17 protein-coding genes are annotated in these 17,521 nt (G+C 60.1%); 10 read left to right on the top strand and 7 right to left on the bottom strand.

Annotated features, from left to right (window positions below; translation table 11 throughout):
* Window positions 1–4: 4 nt before the first annotated feature.
* The 3 genes from JWQ90_RS26885 to JWQ90_RS26895 all read right to left on the bottom strand — a co-directional run bounded on the left by JWQ90_RS26885 (window position 5) and on the right by JWQ90_RS26895 (window position 3,077).
* Window positions 5–1,699 (bottom strand): DUF1302 family protein, encoded by a 1,695-nt coding sequence (locus tag JWQ90_RS26885; protein WP_299698163.1) that lies wholly within the window; start codon window positions 1,697–1,699, stop codon window positions 5–7.
* Window positions 1,700–1,878: 179 nt separating this feature from the next.
* Window positions 1,879–2,442 carry an NUDIX domain-containing protein gene (locus tag JWQ90_RS26890; protein WP_299698164.1) on the bottom strand — a complete coding sequence of 188 codons (564 nt, stop codon included), beginning with the start codon at window positions 2,440–2,442 and terminating at the stop codon, window positions 1,879–1,881.
* A 137-nt stretch (window positions 2,443–2,579) separates the two neighbouring features.
* Window positions 2,580–3,077, bottom strand: coding sequence for a flavin reductase family protein (locus JWQ90_RS26895; protein ID WP_299698165.1), 498 nt, complete (start codon window positions 3,075–3,077; stop codon window positions 2,580–2,582).
* Between the two features lie 307 nt (window positions 3,078–3,384).
* Here JWQ90_RS26895 and JWQ90_RS26900 point away from each other — a divergent pair, with 307 nt between their 5' ends.
* Entirely contained in the window at window positions 3,385–4,131 is a 747-nt protein-coding gene (locus JWQ90_RS26900) for a glucose 1-dehydrogenase (RefSeq protein WP_299698166.1), read from the top strand.
* Window positions 4,132–4,148: 17 nt separating this feature from the next.
* Window positions 4,149–4,919 (top strand): enoyl-CoA hydratase-related protein, encoded by a 771-nt coding sequence (locus JWQ90_RS26905; protein WP_299698167.1) that lies wholly within the window; start codon window positions 4,149–4,151, stop codon window positions 4,917–4,919.
* Between the two features lie 133 nt (window positions 4,920–5,052).
* Here JWQ90_RS26905 and JWQ90_RS26910 read toward each other — a convergent pair whose 3' ends face one another.
* Window positions 5,053–6,738, bottom strand: coding sequence for a class I adenylate-forming enzyme family protein (locus JWQ90_RS26910; RefSeq protein ID WP_299698168.1), 1,686 nt, complete (start codon window positions 6,736–6,738; stop codon window positions 5,053–5,055).
* 290 nt (window positions 6,739–7,028) lie between these two features.
* On the opposite strand from JWQ90_RS26910, the gene JWQ90_RS26915 reads away from it, so the two are divergent.
* From JWQ90_RS26915 to JWQ90_RS26930, 4 genes are read left to right on the top strand one after another with little or no spacing between them, the layout of a single operon-like run.
* Window positions 7,029–8,114: an LLM class flavin-dependent oxidoreductase gene (locus tag JWQ90_RS26915; protein WP_299698169.1), complete on the top strand. Its 1,086-nt coding sequence runs from the start codon at window positions 7,029–7,031 to the stop codon at window positions 8,112–8,114.
* Window positions 8,115–8,150: 36 nt separating this feature from the next.
* The gene (locus JWQ90_RS26920) at window positions 8,151–9,002 is read left to right on the top strand and encodes a crotonase/enoyl-CoA hydratase family protein (RefSeq protein ID WP_299698170.1); all 852 of its coding nucleotides are present in this window, start codon (window positions 8,151–8,153) and stop codon (window positions 9,000–9,002) included.
* Window positions 9,003–9,027: 25 nt separating this feature from the next.
* Complete coding sequence (locus JWQ90_RS26925) at window positions 9,028–9,963, top strand: SMP-30/gluconolactonase/LRE family protein (RefSeq protein WP_299698171.1); 936 nt, start codon at window positions 9,028–9,030, stop codon at window positions 9,961–9,963.
* 54 nt (window positions 9,964–10,017) lie between these two features.
* Window positions 10,018–10,611 carry a TetR/AcrR family transcriptional regulator gene (locus JWQ90_RS26930; RefSeq protein WP_299698172.1) on the top strand — a complete coding sequence of 198 codons (594 nt, stop codon included), beginning with the start codon at window positions 10,018–10,020 and terminating at the stop codon, window positions 10,609–10,611.
* 78 nt (window positions 10,612–10,689) lie between these two features.
* Here JWQ90_RS26930 and JWQ90_RS26935 read toward each other — a convergent pair whose 3' ends face one another.
* A complete protein-coding gene (locus tag JWQ90_RS26935; RefSeq protein ID WP_299698173.1) occupies window positions 10,690–11,802 on the bottom strand; it encodes an LLM class flavin-dependent oxidoreductase in 1,113 nt (370 codons plus the stop codon).
* Between the two features lie 219 nt (window positions 11,803–12,021).
* Between JWQ90_RS26935 and JWQ90_RS26940 the strand changes: the two genes are divergently transcribed.
* Window positions 12,022–12,714, top strand: a complete 693-nt coding sequence (locus tag JWQ90_RS26940; protein ID WP_299698174.1) for a TetR family transcriptional regulator — start codon at window positions 12,022–12,024, stop codon at window positions 12,712–12,714.
* Window positions 12,715–12,893: 179 nt separating this feature from the next.
* Here the strand turns inward: JWQ90_RS26940 and JWQ90_RS26945 are convergent, their stop codons facing one another.
* On the bottom strand, window positions 12,894–14,186 hold the full coding sequence (locus JWQ90_RS26945) for a ribonucleotide-diphosphate reductase subunit beta (protein WP_366919613.1): 1,293 nt from the start codon (window positions 14,184–14,186) through the stop codon (window positions 12,894–12,896).
* A 351-nt stretch (window positions 14,187–14,537) separates the two neighbouring features.
* Window positions 14,538–14,984, bottom strand: coding sequence for a DUF2214 family protein (locus tag JWQ90_RS26950; RefSeq protein WP_299698176.1), 447 nt, complete (start codon window positions 14,982–14,984; stop codon window positions 14,538–14,540).
* Window positions 14,985–15,127: 143 nt separating this feature from the next.
* Between JWQ90_RS26950 and JWQ90_RS26955 the strand changes: the two genes are divergently transcribed.
* The 3 genes from JWQ90_RS26955 (at window position 15,128) to JWQ90_RS26965 (ending at window position 17,318) form a co-directional block, all read left to right on the top strand.
* Window positions 15,128–15,700, top strand: coding sequence for a TetR/AcrR family transcriptional regulator (locus JWQ90_RS26955; RefSeq protein WP_299698177.1), 573 nt, complete (start codon window positions 15,128–15,130; stop codon window positions 15,698–15,700).
* A 76-nt stretch (window positions 15,701–15,776) separates the two neighbouring features.
* Complete coding sequence (locus tag JWQ90_RS26960) at window positions 15,777–16,637, top strand: SDR family NAD(P)-dependent oxidoreductase (protein WP_299698178.1); 861 nt, start codon at window positions 15,777–15,779, stop codon at window positions 16,635–16,637.
* A gap of 9 nt (window positions 16,638–16,646) precedes the next feature.
* Window positions 16,647–17,318, top strand: a complete 672-nt coding sequence (locus tag JWQ90_RS26965) for a hypothetical protein (protein WP_299698179.1) — start codon at window positions 16,647–16,649, stop codon at window positions 17,316–17,318.
* Window positions 17,319–17,521: the final 203 nt, after the last annotated feature.

Raw genomic sequence — 17,521 nt, forward strand, 5'->3', positions numbered from 1 at the left:
ATGATCAGAAAGAAGTCTTGAAGCTAAGCGAGAGCCAGCCCTTGTCGTTCAGGCCGAACGGGCCATTGCCACCCGAATACGCGGGCAGCGGGGAAGCTGTCGAAGTCACTTCACCCGGATTCCAGTAGTAGTCCTGGTACTGCAAGGTGAACGAGTACTTCTGCCGATAGGTTGCGTTGACGCCTGCGGACCAGACGATCGAATCCTGTGCGTAGAAAGCGCCCGCCGCATAAGCGGGGTTTCCCGCGATGCCGAAAGTTCCCGAAATCGGCGCAGCAAAATCCCAGGACGGAAGCACTTGCAGCCACTGTGGATTGAACAGAACGGAAAGCGCGAAGGAGTTTTTCGTGGCGCAGCCGTCATTGATTCCGCCGGCTCCTCCGGTCGCAGCGTTGACGCAGGACGCGTAGCCCTTGCCGTTGAACACGTCGGCGTTCTCCGTCACCTTGTCCAAATGCGTGTAGACCACTTCGCCGAGCACGACGCCCGTGTCCCAGATGGCGTTCGATCCGAGCTGCAGAAACGCATTGACCAGCACGTTCACGATGTCGCCGCGCGCGCCTTCACGATAGGGCCCTACCTTACCGTTGAAAAACGCACTGTTGAGTGCGGTGTCGGTTCGCATGTTCACTTCGGTGCCAACGCTGGCAGGGCCGAATGTGCGCTCATACGAAATGCCGTAGAGGTTCACGTTGGTGGCATACGAAAGGTGGACATCGCCAGACCCGAATGCCGCGTCGTTGATCTCGCCCAGTGTCCAGGGCTGAACTTCGTCGAGCTTGCGGAAATAGAAACCGAGATCACCGCCGGCCCATGTGGGCGACCATTCGGCCTTCACGCCGAAGTTGTTGTTGACGTTCTTCGGATCGTAAGCCTTGCCCGCCGTAAGACCGCCGATTCCTGCTGACGGTGGGCCTTCGTACAGCAAATCCGAAGGGGCCAGGTAGGTGCCACCTTCCGGGTAGCGGTTGGATGCATATTCAAGGAAATACTGCGCGCTCACCGACAACTCCGGTGAAAGCTCGGCAGTGGCATTGACCTGCGTACGCGGCAGGAACAATTCTTTGACCTCGGAGCCGGGCTGGGAGAATCCCTTGATGAAATCGGTCGGCTGCTGTGAGTAGGAGATTGCGGCGAAGCCAAAGAACAGGCCATTTCCCCACTGCTGACTCAGGCGCCCTACCTTGATATACGCCGGTGTGTCGCCAATCTTGAAGTTCGACCAGACAAACGAGTCCAGCAACTGGCCGCCGGCAATATGGTATTTTTTGGTGCGGCCGCTGTATTCGCCGCTGGGATACGTGGATCCCGCCGCGTAGGCGGGATCGTTCGGATTGTTCTTCACGTCATCGTCGTAGGCGAAGTCCTTCCAGCCCGTGCCGGAAGCGCGGAAACCCATGCGGTCCTGATAGGTGCTTCCAAATTCCAGGATGCCCTGCAGCCGATTGGTGACCAGGTCACCCTTGTCGAACTTGTAATCCCCTTCGTCGTTCCCAGGATTGTTGCCGATGTCGGCATTGCGCCCATCCATGCGCATACCGATCGTGTACTGCACCGAAGTATCGAGGTTGATCGTCCAGTCCGGCCCGGTATTGAACTTGTAGGCGTGGGCGATTCCCGGCCCCAGTAACGGTACGACAGCCACTGCGGCCAACTTCCTGATGCCCACGCGATGAGCACGGCTCCGCGTTTGTTTCATTGCATTCTCCATTCTTTGCACTTTTTAGTACGTCGGTGTGTGCTTTCAGGCATCACGCCGACGCTCCCTCACGTCTTCACCAAGTCGCGCCATCGAGGTTCGTTTGGAACCTAACTGCGAGTGGCTTGGCTTATTCGCTTTTGATGTGGCCGCTTTCGCGCGCGTGCCTGATTTGATCGCTACGCCGGACAGCGCCGCCGTTCTTCCCTTCTTCGCAGGTGGGCCTTGTTCGCCGTTGGGGCGTTCGGCGGTGCGTAGGCGAAATCACTTAGGGAGGTGATAGCCGGAGCGGACGCAAAGACCTTCTCCTTGTCGTAGCTGGTCTCCGGCCCTGCATACTCGGGCAGAGTGTCAGACAACGCCCCGAGTACGTTCCGAAGCCATGACACGGTCGGCAAGGTACTGAAGTGTTGTGAGCACGCCCAGAGCGATGCATCGTTTTCCCAATTGAGGCAGATGTCGCGGGTGTCCGATTCGAAATGGAATGCATGGATTCGCCAGGAACAGCCATTGCCGTCCAGATGTTCGAGAACAAGCGTGTTCTTCAGCTCTATGGTGTCACTGCCGAGGCCCGCCTCTTCACGAATTTCAGCATAAGCCTGCGACAGCGGTGTCTGGTTCTCGTCGAGAAAGCCCGTGATGCAATGCCATTTTCCGTTGTCGCCGCGCACCTGCGCGCTGCGCCGCATCAGGCAGATATGTTCACCGTGGGTGATGACCGCGAGCACGATCTCGGTGCTCATGTCGATTTCTGGGTTTTGCGATAGACAAGACATAGGCACCTACATTTCCTTGAGCTTTGGCACGACTGCTTCGTCGGACCGTTGCAAGGTTTCGAAGTACAGATGGGGCGTCAGGACGCCTCTTTCATTGGATCGTGCTATTTGATCTCAAGCGGAGGCTGAATCTTTCCATAGGCCCCCTTGTGGAAAAGAAGCGGCGATCCCAAGTGGTGAATATCGAGATCGTGCACTTGGCCGATCGCGATGTAGTGATCACCAGCCTCGTGGACGGCGTGGAGCGAGCAGTCGATCCATGCCAGCGCTCCGTCCAGGATGGGCGCCCCTCGCGTCGACAGGCGATGCGGCACTCCCTCAAACTTATTGGGATCTTTCGACGCGAGAATCCGGCATAGCGATTCTTGGTGATCTGCCAGAACGTTGACGCAAAAACTCTCGCAGGCCTCGACCTTCGGCCAACTGGATGAACCCTTGTCGGGAAAAAAAGCGACGAGCGGGGGATCGAGCGACACCGAGGTAAACGACCCGACGATCATCACTGCAGCCTTGCCGTCTGGCTGGGTACCGGTGATGGCACAAACACCGGTCGGATAGTGCCCCAATATCTGGCGGAAAGTGCCGGGATCTTTCTTGCTCATGACCGTCCTCGCAGGGTTAGGCGGCACACTGTCCGGTGCCGCTACGTTTGTTGTGTCGCCGGTTTTGTCAGTCTAATCGTGATTAGATTGGAATTGCAAGAGGTCACCACTTGGCCCCGCCGCAGGCGGCCAACCATGAGTCGCGTCTTGGAAAATGTTCAGTAAAACACGTGTTTTTAAGCATTTGTCCGACAGGGCCTCAACCGGATGGCGGATGTCGACGTGGCGCAACTTGACTTTATAGGGCATGCGTAATTTAATAACCGACGTTAGGCTACTACCAAAATTATTGAGATAGGAGAGTTTTATGGACCGGCTTAAAGACAAGGTCGCCGTCATCACCGGCGCAGCACGCGGCATGGGCGCGTCGCACGCCCGCGTCTTCGCGCGCGAGGGCGCAAAGGTCGTTCTTACCGATCTCAACGTGGAGGCGGGTGCGGCGCTTGCCGCGGAAATCGGACCGTCGGCAGTCTTTCTCAAGCAAGACGTCACGAGCCCCGCCGACTGGCAGAAGGTCATCAAACAGGCCGTCGATGCGTTCGGGACGATCGATATTCTGGTCAACAACGCTGGCGTGCTGGGGCCGATGGCGTCGACCGAACAGCTCACGGACGCCGATTACCAGTTCGTCTGTGCCGTCAACCAGCATTCGGTGTTTCACGGAATGAAGGCAGTGCTGCCGACGATGGTCAAGGCCGGCCGAGGCTCCATCGTCAACATCTCTTCGATCGCCGGCATGGCGGCCAACTACGGCTTTCCCAGCCTCGCCTATGTCGCGAGCAAGTTCGCGGTGCGCGGCATGACGAAAGCCACGGCGATGGAGTACGGAAAGCACAATATTCGGGTCAATTCGGTGCACCCTGGCTTCATCCAGACACCGATGATGGTGGAGGCGACCGACGAAGTCGGTGGTGAAGCGCTGGCCCAGATTCCCCTGGGCCGCATCGCGGATCCTTCCGAAGTCTCCAACCTTGTGCTTTTCCTTGCGTCCGACGAATCCTCCTACATCACCGGGTCTGAACACCTGGTCGATGCCGGGATGCTGGCTCACTAGGCCATCTGGAACCGCATATGGCACTGGTCGAGTTCACTTGTCGCAAGCATGTCGGCGAGGTTGTTCTGAATCGGCCGGCGGCGCTCAATGCGATCAACGATGAAATGGAGGCGCTGCTGGCTGCGGCATGGGAGCAGATCGATGGCGACCCGGGCATCTGGGTCGCCGTGCTGCGCTCGCAAGGCACCAAGGCGTTCTGCGCAGGCGGGGACATGCGAGAGCCGCCGCAGGGCCATGCCGGTCTTTCTTTGGGCGGTGGCATCACCGGAATCGGCGGTCGTTTCCGCCCACTAAGAAAACCGTTGGTCTGCGCAGTAAACGGATACGCACTCGGCCTCGGATTCGAGATAGCGCTGTGCGCCGATATCCTGCTGGCCTCGAGCGATGCGCGCTTCTCTCTTCCCGAGACCCGGAACGGGGTGATCGGCCACTGTGGCGTGGTCCATCGAGCCATCCGACAGCTTCCACACCATATCGCGTTGGCCCTGATCATCGCCGGCGAAACGCTCGATGCAGCGAGCGCCGCCCGCTTCGGCCTCGTCAACGAATGCGTGGACGTGGGCGGCCTGCCGGACGCGATCGACAGATGGATTTCGAAGCTGCTGCAGTGTTCGCCGCTGGTCGCGCAGGCTGCCAAGGCCGCGGCGACAGCCGGCCTCGGCGTGAGCCTCCCGACGGCGCTTTCGCAGCGCTATCCTTCCATCGATGCGTATCAGTCGACTGCAGACGCCGCCGAGGCAACGGCCGCGTGGCGGGGACGGCGGGCTCCCGTCTGGCGTGGCGGCTGACGACCGATCCTATTGTGCTGATTCATGCTTCTGGAATGAGCGGGTGGTGCTGACTGGATGGGACGACAACATCTGCCCCCTTGCCCCCGAATTTGAACGGCCACGCTTTCGGGGCTGTCGCTGCGCCTTTGCGTCAGCCGGGGTTCCTCGCTGCCAGCCGTTGCGACAGTGCCATTTCTTTGAGTGCATTTTTTTGCACTTTCCCCGTGCCCGTTTTGGGAAGATCGGATTCCAGGACGAACCAGATGTCACGGGGCATCTTGTACCCCGCAACGCGGGTCGCGAGCCACGCGCGCAGCTCGTTGTCGTCGATCTCCTGGCCGTCACTACGCACGATCCAAGCACAACCGATTTCTCCCCAGCGATCATCGGGCATGCCGATGAAAAACGCCTGCGCTACGGCAGGATGCGTCGTCACCAACTGCTCGAGTTCTTTGGGCGACACCAGTTCGCCACGGCTCTTGTATAGCTCCTTCGAGCGCCCCGTCAGGAATAGATTGCCATCAGGGCGAAATTGTCCCAGGTCGCCGGTACGCACCCAACCGCCTGGCAAAAACAGCTTCGCCGTTTCCTCGGGGCGACGGAAGTAACCGAGGCTGTTCATCGGCCCGCGTGTACAAAGCTCACCGGAAGTGCCCGCCGGCAAGTCGGCGCCCGTCACCGGGTCGATGGTCTTGAATTCGCAAATCCTGCCGCCGTGATCGGCGAGCCCGGCAATGCCGGCCTCCACGATGCAGCCTTGCGTCTCGGCCACGACTTCAATCGAATCACCCGGCCTGGTACAAACGATCGTCGCCGTGACCTCGGTCTGACCGTAGCTGGTGAAGATCTCATCGCAACCGAGGATCTTCTTGATCTCTCGCCACACCCAGCTCGGTGTCGGAGCCGCAGCGCTATGCACCGCATTGAGCGATGACAGTTCGTAGGATTTGAGTTTCGCCTGCTCCATCAGCGCGATCGTCATGGTCGGAACACCCATGAGGTAGGTCGCGCGATGCCGCTCGACAGCCGACAGCAAAGTATCGGGCTCGAATCGCAGGAGCGGCACGATCGAGCCGCCAACGATCATTCCAGAGAGCAGGCCAACCACCAGTCCGAAGCCGTGATACAGAGGCAAGGAGAACACGGCGCGACGGCCATCCTGGAATGCCTGGTGATAAGCCCCGGCATAAGCGGCCCGCAAGAGATTGTCGTGAGTCTGCAGCACCCCCTTGGGGGATCCGGTGGTCCCGGAGGTGAACATGATGACTGCCGGATCGCGAGGCGAGAGAGCGGGTGTCGGTTCTCCATGGATCGAAAACGAATCCAGAAAATCGCCGGGGGCGTCGGCATCGTAGATGAAGCCAGCCTTCAACTCCGGGAGCTGCTTGCAGTCACCCGTCCGCCAGCCCGGCAGCCTGCTGTCGAGATCGCGGTCGAACCGACGGGAACCGAAGCGCGCCATGCTGATGAGGACCGAGCAGCCGGATTCGCGCAGCACATATTCAAGCTCTGCCGATCCGTACAGCGTGTTGATCGCAACTGCCACGGCCCCTGCCCGCCAGATGCCGAACAGGAGCGATACGGTCAGGGGATAGTTGGCCATCAACAAGCCAACGCGATCCCCGGGGCGCACCCCCAGACCGGCCAGGCCGGCAGCGATCGACTTCGACTGTTCGCAAACGCCCGCGTAGGTAAGCGTTTTCGCATCGGTGATAACCAGCGGGCGGTCGCCGTAGTCCGCAACTGTGCGATCGAGATAGTCGGCCAGCGACATCTCGTCCCAGGCGGGATGACGGTCAGCGATAGCCTGACGCCGCTCGGTGATCGTTCGACTCATGTAAGACCCCTATTACCTAATTACCATTAAAATGAATCTTCCGGAAATAAACGTCAAGAGGCAGAATCCAAGCGCGGGAAGGCAGTGAGAGGAACTTGGTGCCGGCGGTGGCATAATTTACGAGAAAAAATATTTTAAATACATCAATATAAACACGTACCGCGCCAAGACTCGGCTTCCCTGGACTTGCCTGGCAGTCATCCATCTCAAGTTATTTATGTTTTGGGTCTTGCCAAATTTACCTAATTTAAATTAGTCTGTCATCAGACATCACAGCTTGGAGAAGCGGCATGGACGTGGGCTTGGGCTTGACCTTCCAGAACTTGAAAGACACGGTCACCGACATCGAGGTGTTCCGGCATGAACTGGCGCTCGCCGCGCGCGCGGAAGACCAGGGATTCGATTCGGTATGGACGCCAGAGCACCATTTCACGGGCTACATGATGACGCCCAATGTTCCGCAATTCCTGTCGTGGGTTGCCGGGCAGACCAAGCGCATCAAGCTGGGCACCACCGTGACCGTGCTGCCCTGGCAGAATCCGGTCCGGATCGCCGAGAGCTTTCTGCTTCTCGACCAGCTTTCCGAGGGGCGCGCCATCCTCGGAATCGGACGGGGACTCGGCAAAGGAGAATTCGATGGCTTTGGCGTTCCGATGGGCGAATCCCGCAAGCGCTTCCGGGAATATGCCGAGGCGTTGCTGAATGCGCTCGAGACGGGCGTCATGGAGTATGAAGGCACCTACCTGAAGCAGCCGCGGGTCGAACTGCGGCCGCGCCCCTACGCAAGCTATCGCGGACGGGTGTTTGCCTCGGCGGTGTCACCGGAATCGGTGCAGCTCATGGCCAATCTCGACGTCGGCCTCATGATCATTGCGCAGAAGCCATGGGACCGGGTCGAAGAGGACATCGTCGCTTATCGCAAGCGCTTCTTCGAGATGCAAAGCCGACCGGCTCCCAAGCCGGTCATGGTCGCCTTCGTGGCCGTAAACGAGGACGCCGCCAAGGCGCGTGAAATGCGCGACAAGTATCTCGTGGAATACGCGCGCTCGACGTCGGAGTTCTATCAGTTCTCCAACAAGGGATTCGCCTCGATCGACGGCTACGAGTACTACGGCGCGCTCGCGGCAAGCGTCGAGAAGCATGGCATCGAGAAGTTCAACGACTTTCTCGCCGACCTGCAGGTCTATGGGCGACCGGAGGAAGTGGTCGAGAAGCTCAAGCAGATGGTTGCTCGTTTCGACGTGGGCAGCTTCATTATTTACACGCAGTTTGGCGACATGCCATTCGAAGTCGGCCGCGCGAATTATGAGTTGTTCGCGCGCAAGATCCTTCCCCATCTGAAGGACATCAATGTGTCTGGGGCGCTGGCCATTTAGTGCCTGATCAAGACGGGATAAAGCAGGAGGAATGACATGGCAGACGAAGAGAAACTTCTTTGCTACGAGATTCGGGACGGCACTGCCTGGATCACGCTCAACCGGCCCGAGAAGCGCAACGCACTCAGCGAAGAGCTGCAGGAGCAACTGAGCGCATCGCTTTGGGCTGCCGACGAGGACAATCGGGTCCATGGCGTGGTCCTGAAAGCTGCAGGGCCTGATTTCTGCTCGGGCTACGACCTGCAGCGGTACGACCAGCCAGTGGCAAACCAGGTTGGCACTCAGCGCGGCCGGGCAAAATTCGACGATGACAGCTGGCATCAGGAGAAAGCACAGCGGCTGAGGATGACCTTGTTCGACATGCACAAGCCCGTCATCGCTCAGGTGCACGGTCGCTGCCTCGCCGGTGGGACTGATCTGGCGCTGTTGTGTGACATGGTGATCTGCGCGGACGATGCCGTGTTCGGCTTTCCTCCTGCCCGCAACCAGGGATCGCTTCCCAGCCACATGTGGCTATACCTGGTCGGCCCGCAATGGGCGAAGCGCCTGTTGCTCACCGGTGATTCCATTCGGGGAGACGACGCCGCGCGATTGGGCCTGGCCCTCAGGGCGGTCCCTGCTTCTGAACTCGAAGCGGAAGTTGCCGCGCTGGCGAGCCGCCTGGCCCTGATCGATGCCGACCTGCTGAGCGCCAACAAGCGCATCGTCAATATCGGCCTCGAACTGATGGGCGCGCGGACGCTGCAGCGAATGGCAGCTGAAATGGATGCTCGTGGCCATCTCGCCGCGAGTCGCGCCCGCTTCAACGAGGTGGTGCGGACCGATGGCCTGAAAGCCGCTGTCCGGATGCGAGACGAGCCGTTTGGCGACTCTTTCGTGAAGATCTGAACCAGTCTGGGATGAGGATTCCGCGATGATTCATGGTGAAAAGTGGCGCTGTCTTTGGGACGCGAAGGCTGTACTGGGTGAGAGCACGGTCTGGGACGATCGAGACGGTTGCATTTATTGGGTCGATATCGAGGCGCCCAGCATCAACTGGTTTCATCTTGAGACCGGTGCGAAAGGCAGTTGGACGACTCCGACCTGGGTCAGCGCCATTGCCCCGCGCGCGTCGGGTGGCTTCATCGCCTCCACCGCCGATGGCTTCGTTCACGTGGACCCAAAGCGCCAGATCTACCTGCCGGTCATCCAGCCCATCCCCAATCCGAAGATTGCACGCCTCAATGACGGCGTGACCGATCGAAAAGGGCGCTACTGGTCCGGCTCGTGCGATTCCAGCCAATGGGACGACAGCACGACGGCGGAAGACAAGGTGAGCACCTTGGGAAACTTCGACGTTCGCAGCACCGGCGAGCTCTATCGGCTCGATGCCGACGGGTCCGTCAGCACCCAGGAACGCAACATCGTCACCGCCAATGGTCCTGCCTTCAGTCCGGATGGCCGCACCGCCTATGTGAACGACTCGATGCCATTGGTGAGTTGGGCCTACGACCTCGCAGACGACGGCACCCTGTCCAATCGCCGTGACTTTCTCCGGTTCAAGCCCGAGGACGGCTATCCCGACGGCATGGCGGTGGACGTGGAAGGCTGCATCTGGATCGCCTTCTACGAAAGCTGGAGACTGCGACGGTTCGCCCCGGATGCCAGCTTGCTAGAAGAGCGCGAGCTACCGGTGCGGCGCGGCTTGCGTCCTGCTTTCGGGGGAGCGAACTACAGCCGGCTGTTCCTCATCACCGGCTCGCAGGGCTATACCGCCGAGGCATTCGCCGAGCAGCCCCTTGCGGGCGGGCTATTCGAAATTCTTGATCCGCCGGCGCCCGGCCTTCCCACGGTGCCTTTCACTGGTTAGGGACGTATGATGGTTGCGCCGGTTCTTTGAGCGCATAAGGGGCAAGAGGATTGAATGGGACAAGGTGACATCAGCCGAACGCGCATTCTGGATTCTGCGGCCGCTGTATTGCGGCAAAAGGGCTTGGCAGGGGCGAAGTTGAGCGAGATCGGAATGGGCGCCGGGATGTTGGCTCCCAGCATCTATCATCATTTTCCGTCCAAGGACCACATGGTCGAGGAAGTGATGATGGAGGGCATCTACCGCAACAACCGGCACATCATGGCTCGCGTCGAAGTCCTGGGGCCAAACGCAGCACCGTTGGTGCGACTTCGGGCGGCCATCGTCGCTCATGTCGACTTTCTGTTGACCGGAGACGATTACTCGTCAGCCGTCGCGAGAATCTTCGGTGACATACCCGACGAGATGCGAAAGCGTGTGTTGGCCGCTTATTCCAGCTTCGACAATTACTGGCGCGATCTCATCGTCGCGGCTCAAGCCGACGGAAGTGCCTCCGACAAGTTCGACGCCACGGTCGTACGCAAATTTCTCATCGCCATGCTGGATTCCTGCTCGTCCTGGTACAGACCAGGAAAACTGGGCCCGCCGCAGATTGCAGAGCAGGCAGCCGACTTGCTGCTGCACGGCTTTGCAGGAAAACAGCCTTAAGTAGAAGTGAGCGAGGCATGCTCTCGCTCATCTTTCACCCAGGCAGCGCCCGGATGGGCGCTGCCTCGTTGAAGGAAGCTAACGTTGGCTCGGCAGCTTCACGCGGGGAGCGACTTCCTTGGAGATCAACTCAAGCGAGTAGTACCAGGCCGCCGGATCATCGTAGTAGTCATGCGACTCGACCTGGAGAGTGCCCCAGCCGCCGCAGGCTTCGAACAGCGTGTTGAGCTTGTCGACGACCGTATCCGGCGATCCCACGACGAAGACATTGTCGACGAGGAACTCGAGATCGGCATCCTTGGGGTCGATGCCCGCGTCTTTTGCGAAGCCATCCATCATGCCGAAGCGATGCCAGATCGGGATGAGATAGCGCTCGAAGCAGTAGCCGATCGGGCCTTTCATGACCAGGCGTTTTGCCTCGGCATCGGTGTCCGCACAGAACACCGTCTGCGAAACCGCATGGCGCTGCCGATCGGGAGTGAAGCCTGCCTTGATGTTGGCCTCCGAATAAAGCGCCCAATGCTGCTTGAGGGCGTCGAGACCCGAGAAGATCGAGACAGGCTTGAAGTTGCGTTCCCCCGCGAGTTTCATGGACGGGGAGTTCTTGCTGAACCCGGTCACGGCAATTTCAGGAAACGCGCCTTTCCAGGGCCCGAAGTTGGCCAACAGATGCTGCTCGTCTTCTTCCGTCTCGGCCGGGGCCTCTTCCGGAAAGCCGGCATCCCAGTACTTGCCTTCGAAGTAGAAAGGCTCGCGCTTCCAGATCTTTTCCATGATTGACAAAGACTCGCGAACCATATCGTTCAGCATCTGCGGCTCTGCATCCTTGATGCCGTGCATGTAGGAAGCCTGCGGATACGCACCCGCACCAATGCCGAGGAAATAGCGGCCCTCCAAAATCTGGGAAAGCCAGCCGACCATGACCGCGAGCTTGGTGGGATGACTATGCGGAAGAATGTGTGCCATCGGCGCGAAACGGATCTGGCTGGTCTGAAGCGCAGCCGCCGCGATGATGAGTTCGGGATTCGGAATGTTTTCCCAGATCTGGGAGGCGTGCTCGGAGATCATCATGGAAGTAAAGCCTGCTTTATCGCAGGCGACTGAATTCTGGATCCCCCATTCGAAAGTCTGACGAGCCGTTCGGCCTGGGCGCATATACGGGTGAAAGATGAGGCCGGTTTCCATTGCCATGCGTTTGTCTCCTCAGACAATAATTCGATCGGGCACGCTGCCCAAAACTTGGTTGGGCGCGAGGAAAATCTAACGACAATTAGATTGTAATTTGATCAAAATATGTAAGTCAACTGTAAACAGTCTAGGCTGATGGTTAGGCGAGGAAGAGGCGATGCGCGGCTTTTGCAGCCGTTATAAATTCGAAAATCGAGATATTTATATGACAAGTGTTTTAACATGAAGGACGTGCGTGAAGGTCCTCGCGCCAAAAGCGTCGTCCTCGACCTTGAAAGTGGAGACGCGAAGACGCAGCTGATTCTTGCCGGCGAGCAGATGTTCGCGACGGGTGGCATCAACGGCGTGTCCATGCGCGAAATCGCCATTCGCGCACGCCAGGGCAATCATGCTGCCGTGCAATATCACTTCGGCTCGCGCGAAGGACTCGTCAGGGCAATCTTCGATTTCCGCATGGAACAGATGGAACAAGCGCGGGGCGCGATGCTGCAGCGCGCCGAGGCGCAATGCCGGCTCAATGATGCCCGTACGATCCTGGAGATCATTTTCCTGCCGCAGCTCGACCTGGAAGGAGCCGATGGCAACCGCTCATATGCGCGTTTTCTTAGTCAATACCTCCTGCAGAGCAAATCCCCCGAATTCGGTGATTTCGGTGGCTTTGAGCCACCCAATCTTTCGCGAGCGTTGCAACTCGTGCGCGAGCGGGTCAGCTATGTGCCCCCTCATGTCGCCCAACGTAGGCTGATCAGCGCCAGCTTCATGTTCCTCAACGTCCTGGCGCGCCACCACGATGCGGACGGAAAAGTGTTCGGAGAAAGCTTCGAACAGGCGTTGGAAGACACCATGGAGCAGATCGTCATCGTGATGTGCATGCCACTGCGGCTATCTCCAGCAGACGGCTATCCATCGCGTTAGGTTTACCGACTCGCTACGAAAAAAAGCCGCCCCGAGGGCGGCTTCGTTACTGAGTGAGAATCTATCTCAGTCCCATTGGGTGCCTTTCTGGTTCCACTTCATCCTGAAGCGACAGTGATGATGGCTAACCTCGCCTAGCCGATTTTCTAGTAGGCACGGCCGTCGAGAAGGCATCTAGATCAATCCCAGTTCAGTGCGCCACCGGTTTGATACTCGGTGACTCTGGTCTCAAAGAAGTTCTTCTCCTTCTTCAAATCGATCACCTCGCTCATCCACGGGAACGGGTTCTCGGCGCCCGGGTAGATTTCCTTCAGGCCGATCTGGTTGCAGCGGCGGTTGGCGATGTACTGCATGTATTCGTTGAACATGCTGGCGTTGAGGCCGAGTACGCCGCGGGGCATGGTGTCGTGGGCGTAGCGGATTTCCAGTTCCGTGGCCTCGATGATCATTTTGCGGGCTTCTTCCTGGAACGCGGCGGTCCACAGGTGCGGGTTTTCGATCTTGATCTGGTTGATCACGTCGATGCCGAAGTTCATGTGCATGGCTTCGTCACGCATGATGTACTGGATCTGCTCGCTGGCGCCGACCATCTTGTTGCGGCGGCCGAAGCTCAGCAGCTGCACAAAGCCCACGTAGAAGAAAATGCCTTCGAACACCACGTAGAACGCGATCATGTCGCGCAGCAGGCGCTGGTCCATCTCCGGCGTGCCGGTGTGGAAGCTTTCGTCCGCCAGGCTCTGCGTGTACGGCAGGCTCCACGCGGCCTTGTCGTGGATGCTCGGCACTTCGCGGTACATGTTGAAGATTTCGGCTTCGTCCAGGCCGAGGCTCTCGATGATGTACTGGTAGGCGTGGGTGTGGATCGCCTCTTCGAACGCCTGGCGCAGGATGTACTGGCGGCACTCGGGGTTGGTGATGTGCTTGTAGACCGCGAGCACCAGGTTGTTGGCGACCAGGCTGTCGGCGGTGCTGAAGAAGCCGAGGCTGCGCTTGATGATCAGGCGCTCGTCTTCGGTCAGGCCGTTCGGGTCCTGCCACAGCGCGATGTCGGCGCTCATGCCGACTTCCTGCGGCATCCAGTGGTTGTTGCAGGCGGCCAAGTACTTTTCCCAGGCCCACTTGTATTTGAAGGGCACCAGCTGGTTGAGGTCGGCGCGGCAGTTGATGATCTTCTTGTCATCCACCTGGATGCGCCTGGCACCCATGGTCAGGTCTTCCAGGCCGGTGAAGCCGGCGTCCTTCGGGGCGTGGGGCGCGGCCATCAGGACCGGGCCCGGGGTTGCGGCGACGGCGGTGGTGGCAAATGCGACGGCAGCTTTGAGGCTGAGGTCGGCGGGCTTGGCGGCGGTCTGCGGTGCATCGTCCCATTCAAGCATGTTCTTTCCTTGTCGTTTGAAAGCCGCGCCGGCAAAAGGTTTAGGGCCTGGTGCAGACGGTGGCTTGGACTCTGTTGGCGGGCCAGCTCGTGGCAGGCTCGCCTTATGGTTTTTGGCAGGGTGCGCGGGGCACTGGCTGTAAGGAGCTAGGTTGCTCCCAGGGGGCGGTATCGTCAAGAAGAAAAACCCCTGAAAACACTAGTGCTTGTGCGGGACTGGGCCGGGCAACACTAAATATAGTGTTTACTCACACTTGGGGCACAGCTTATCTACAGGGTTTGCAGGGTGGGTGTGGATAGATTGGGTGGGGCGCCTGTCACCCTCTCCCACTTGTGGGAGAGGGTGGCCCGGAGGGTCGGGTGAGGGGCTTGCTGCTGGCGAGAGCCCTCACCCGTCGCTGCGCGACACCCTCTCCCGCGTGCGGGAGAGGGGAAGGACGATTCAGTTTTACCCGACGCCGCGGGCCATCATCGACATGCACACCGCGATGGCGGCGAACAGGCCGAGCTGCATGTGCACCCATTTGCGCTGCGCCTTCCATTGCGCGGCGGTGGGCAGGGCGCCGCTGGTCTTCGCGGCCTTGTTCCAGCGCAGGTAGCGCATCGTCGGCGCGATCGACAGCAGGCCGGCGAGGATGAAGAAGGTGATGGCGGCGTGGAAGGCGCCGTTGTGCAGGTAGTAGGGCGCGCCCTTGCCGCTGTGGAGCACGCCGCTGATGCCGCTGAGCAGCACCAGTGCCGCGGCGATGCCGTACATCATGTCGGCGCGGGCGATCACGCGCACGTTCTCGACGCTCGGCGTCAGCTTGAGCAGGTACATCTCGGCGGTGACGGTGCCGACCAGCAGGAAGACGACGATGTAATGGATGGACGAGCCGATGACGTGGGGCAGCATGGGTGCTTCCTGTGTAGTGGTGGGGATGCCGGCGATCAGACAAGAAAACCGCCGCGGGCCGCAAGCGCCTGCCGCTTGCTTTACCGTTCCGGGGTATTTATGATTGAGTACACACTCAATAAAGCATCCGACCCGAAACCCTCATGGCTCGCCCCCGCAGCGAAGACAAGCGCAGCGCCATTCTCGCCGCCGCCGTCCAGGTGATGGCCGAGCAGGGCGAGAGCGCGCCGACGGCCAAGATCGCCAAGCTGGCGGGCGTCGCCGAGGGCACGCTGTTCACCTACTTCAGCAGCAAGGACGAGTTGCTCAACCAGCTTTACCTGGCGATCAAGGCGGACATGGGCGAGGTGATGCTGTCCACGTACCCGAAGAAGGCGAGTGTGCGCACGCGCGCCGAGCACGTCTGGGGCAAGTACGTCGCCTGGGGCGTCGCCAACCCGCACAAGCGCAAGGTGATGGCGCAGCTGACGATGTCCGGGCGGGTCAATGAGCCGAGCAAGGCATCCGGCAGCAAGGCGTTCGCCGACGTGCAGGTGCTGCTCAACGAGAGCATGGCCAACAGCAGCCTGCGCGAGCTGCCGTCGAACTTCGTCGGCGCGGTGATGACCACGCTGGCCGAAGTCACGATCGACTTCATGACCCGCGAGCCGGCCGACGCCGAGCGTTACGCCGCCGCGGGCTTCAGTGCGTTCTGGAATGCGATCACGAAGGACTGAGATTTTTATTTGCTTACTTTATGAGTGATTACTCGCTCAACTATTTACCGATGTTGTTTCTGAAAGGAGTTTGATCATGTCGAAAGTCTGGTTGGTTACCGGTAGTGCCAGCGGCCTCGGCCGGCATATTTCCGAGGCGGTGCTGGCTTCGGGCGATCGTCTGGTCGCCACCGCGCGCAACACCTCGCAGCTCGACGATCTGCAGGCGCGCTACGGCGGGCAGATGCGCGTGGTCGCGCTCGATGTCACCGACGCCGCAGCGGCGAAAGCGGCGGTGGCCGCAACGCTGGCCGCGTTCGGCCGCATCGACGTGCTCGTCAACAACGCCGGCTACGGCGCGTTCTCGCCTTTCGAGCAGACCAGCGAGGGCGATTTCCGCGCGCAGATCGATACCAATTTCTACGGTGTCGTGAACCTGAGCCGCGCGGTGATGCCGACGATGCGCCAGCAGCGCTCGGGGCACATCATCCAGATCTCGTCGGTCGGCGGCCGCATGGGCACGCCCGGGCTCAGCGCGTATCAGGCGGCGAAGTGGGCGGTGGGTGGTTTCAGCGAGGTGCTCGCGATGGAGGCCGCCGCGTTCGGCGTCAAAGTCTGCGTGCTCGAGCCCGGCGGCATGAAGACCAACTGGGGCCCGCGCGCGACGGGCGGCGTGCCGGATCTGCTGCCGGACTATCAGCCTTCGGTCGGCGCCATCGTCGGCATGCACGCCGATTACGCCGGCAAGGAAAACAGCGACCCGGTGAAAGTCGCCGACGTGGTGCTGCAGATCGCCCATCACGATCAGCCGCCGGTGCATCTGCTGCTCGGCAGCGACGCCGTGCATTACTGCGGCCAGGTGGACGCGGCGCGTGCTGCTTCGGCCGAAGCCTGGAAGGCGGTGAGCAAGTCGGTGGATTTCAACCCGGCGGCGAATCGCTCGTTCGCCAAAATCTGAGGGCGCTCGATGAAGATCCTGATATTCGGCGCTACCGGCATGGTCGGGCAGGGCGTGTTGCGCGAGTGCTTGTTGGCGAGCGACGTCACGCAGGTGCTGGCGGTCGGCCGCAGTGCCACCGGTGTGCAGCACCCCAAGCTTCGCGAGCTGCTGAAAAAAGATCTGTACGACTACCGCGATAACGAATCACAACTGCAGGGCTTCGACGCCTGCTTCTTCTGCCTGGGCGTGTCATCGGCCGGCATGATCGAGACGGAGTATCACCACATGACTTACGATCTGACGATAGCCGCAGCGAAAACCCTAGCGCGGCTGAATCCGCAAATGAGCTTCGCCTATGTTTCCGGCGCCGGAACCGACAGCAGCGAGCGCGGCCGCGTGATGTGGGCGCGGGTGAAGGGCAAGCTCGAAAACGCGCTGATGCAACTGCCGTTCAAGGCCGCGTACATGTTCCGCCCCGGCGTGATCCAGCCGCTGCACGGCGCGCGTTCCAAAACCACCGCATATCGCGTGATCTACACGCTGCTCAAGCCCGTGCTGTCGACGCTGCGCCTATTGTGGCCCGACATGATCACGACGACCGAAGCGATCGGCCTGGCGATGCTGGCGCTGGTGCGCGACAACGCGCCCAGCGCGGTGCTGGAGACGCGCGACATTCAGCGTGCGAGCCAGTTGGCGTGATGGTGAGTGTCCCGCCGGTTGTAGGAGCGGGTCATACCCGCGACTGTGCCGGTGGGGCCTCAGTCGCGGGTATGACCCGCTTCCATCAAACAAGAATTACGCGGCGTTTGAATTGGGCTCCTGGACGAGTCGGAATCCGTATCGAGTCGCTTTGCGTTGCAGGGCTTGGAGCTGTCGCTGTTTCCGGGTTTGTTCATAGGCGT

Source organism: Hydrocarboniphaga sp. (assembly GCF_028291725.1).
Classification (GTDB): domain Bacteria; phylum Pseudomonadota; class Gammaproteobacteria; order Nevskiales; family Nevskiaceae; genus Hydrocarboniphaga.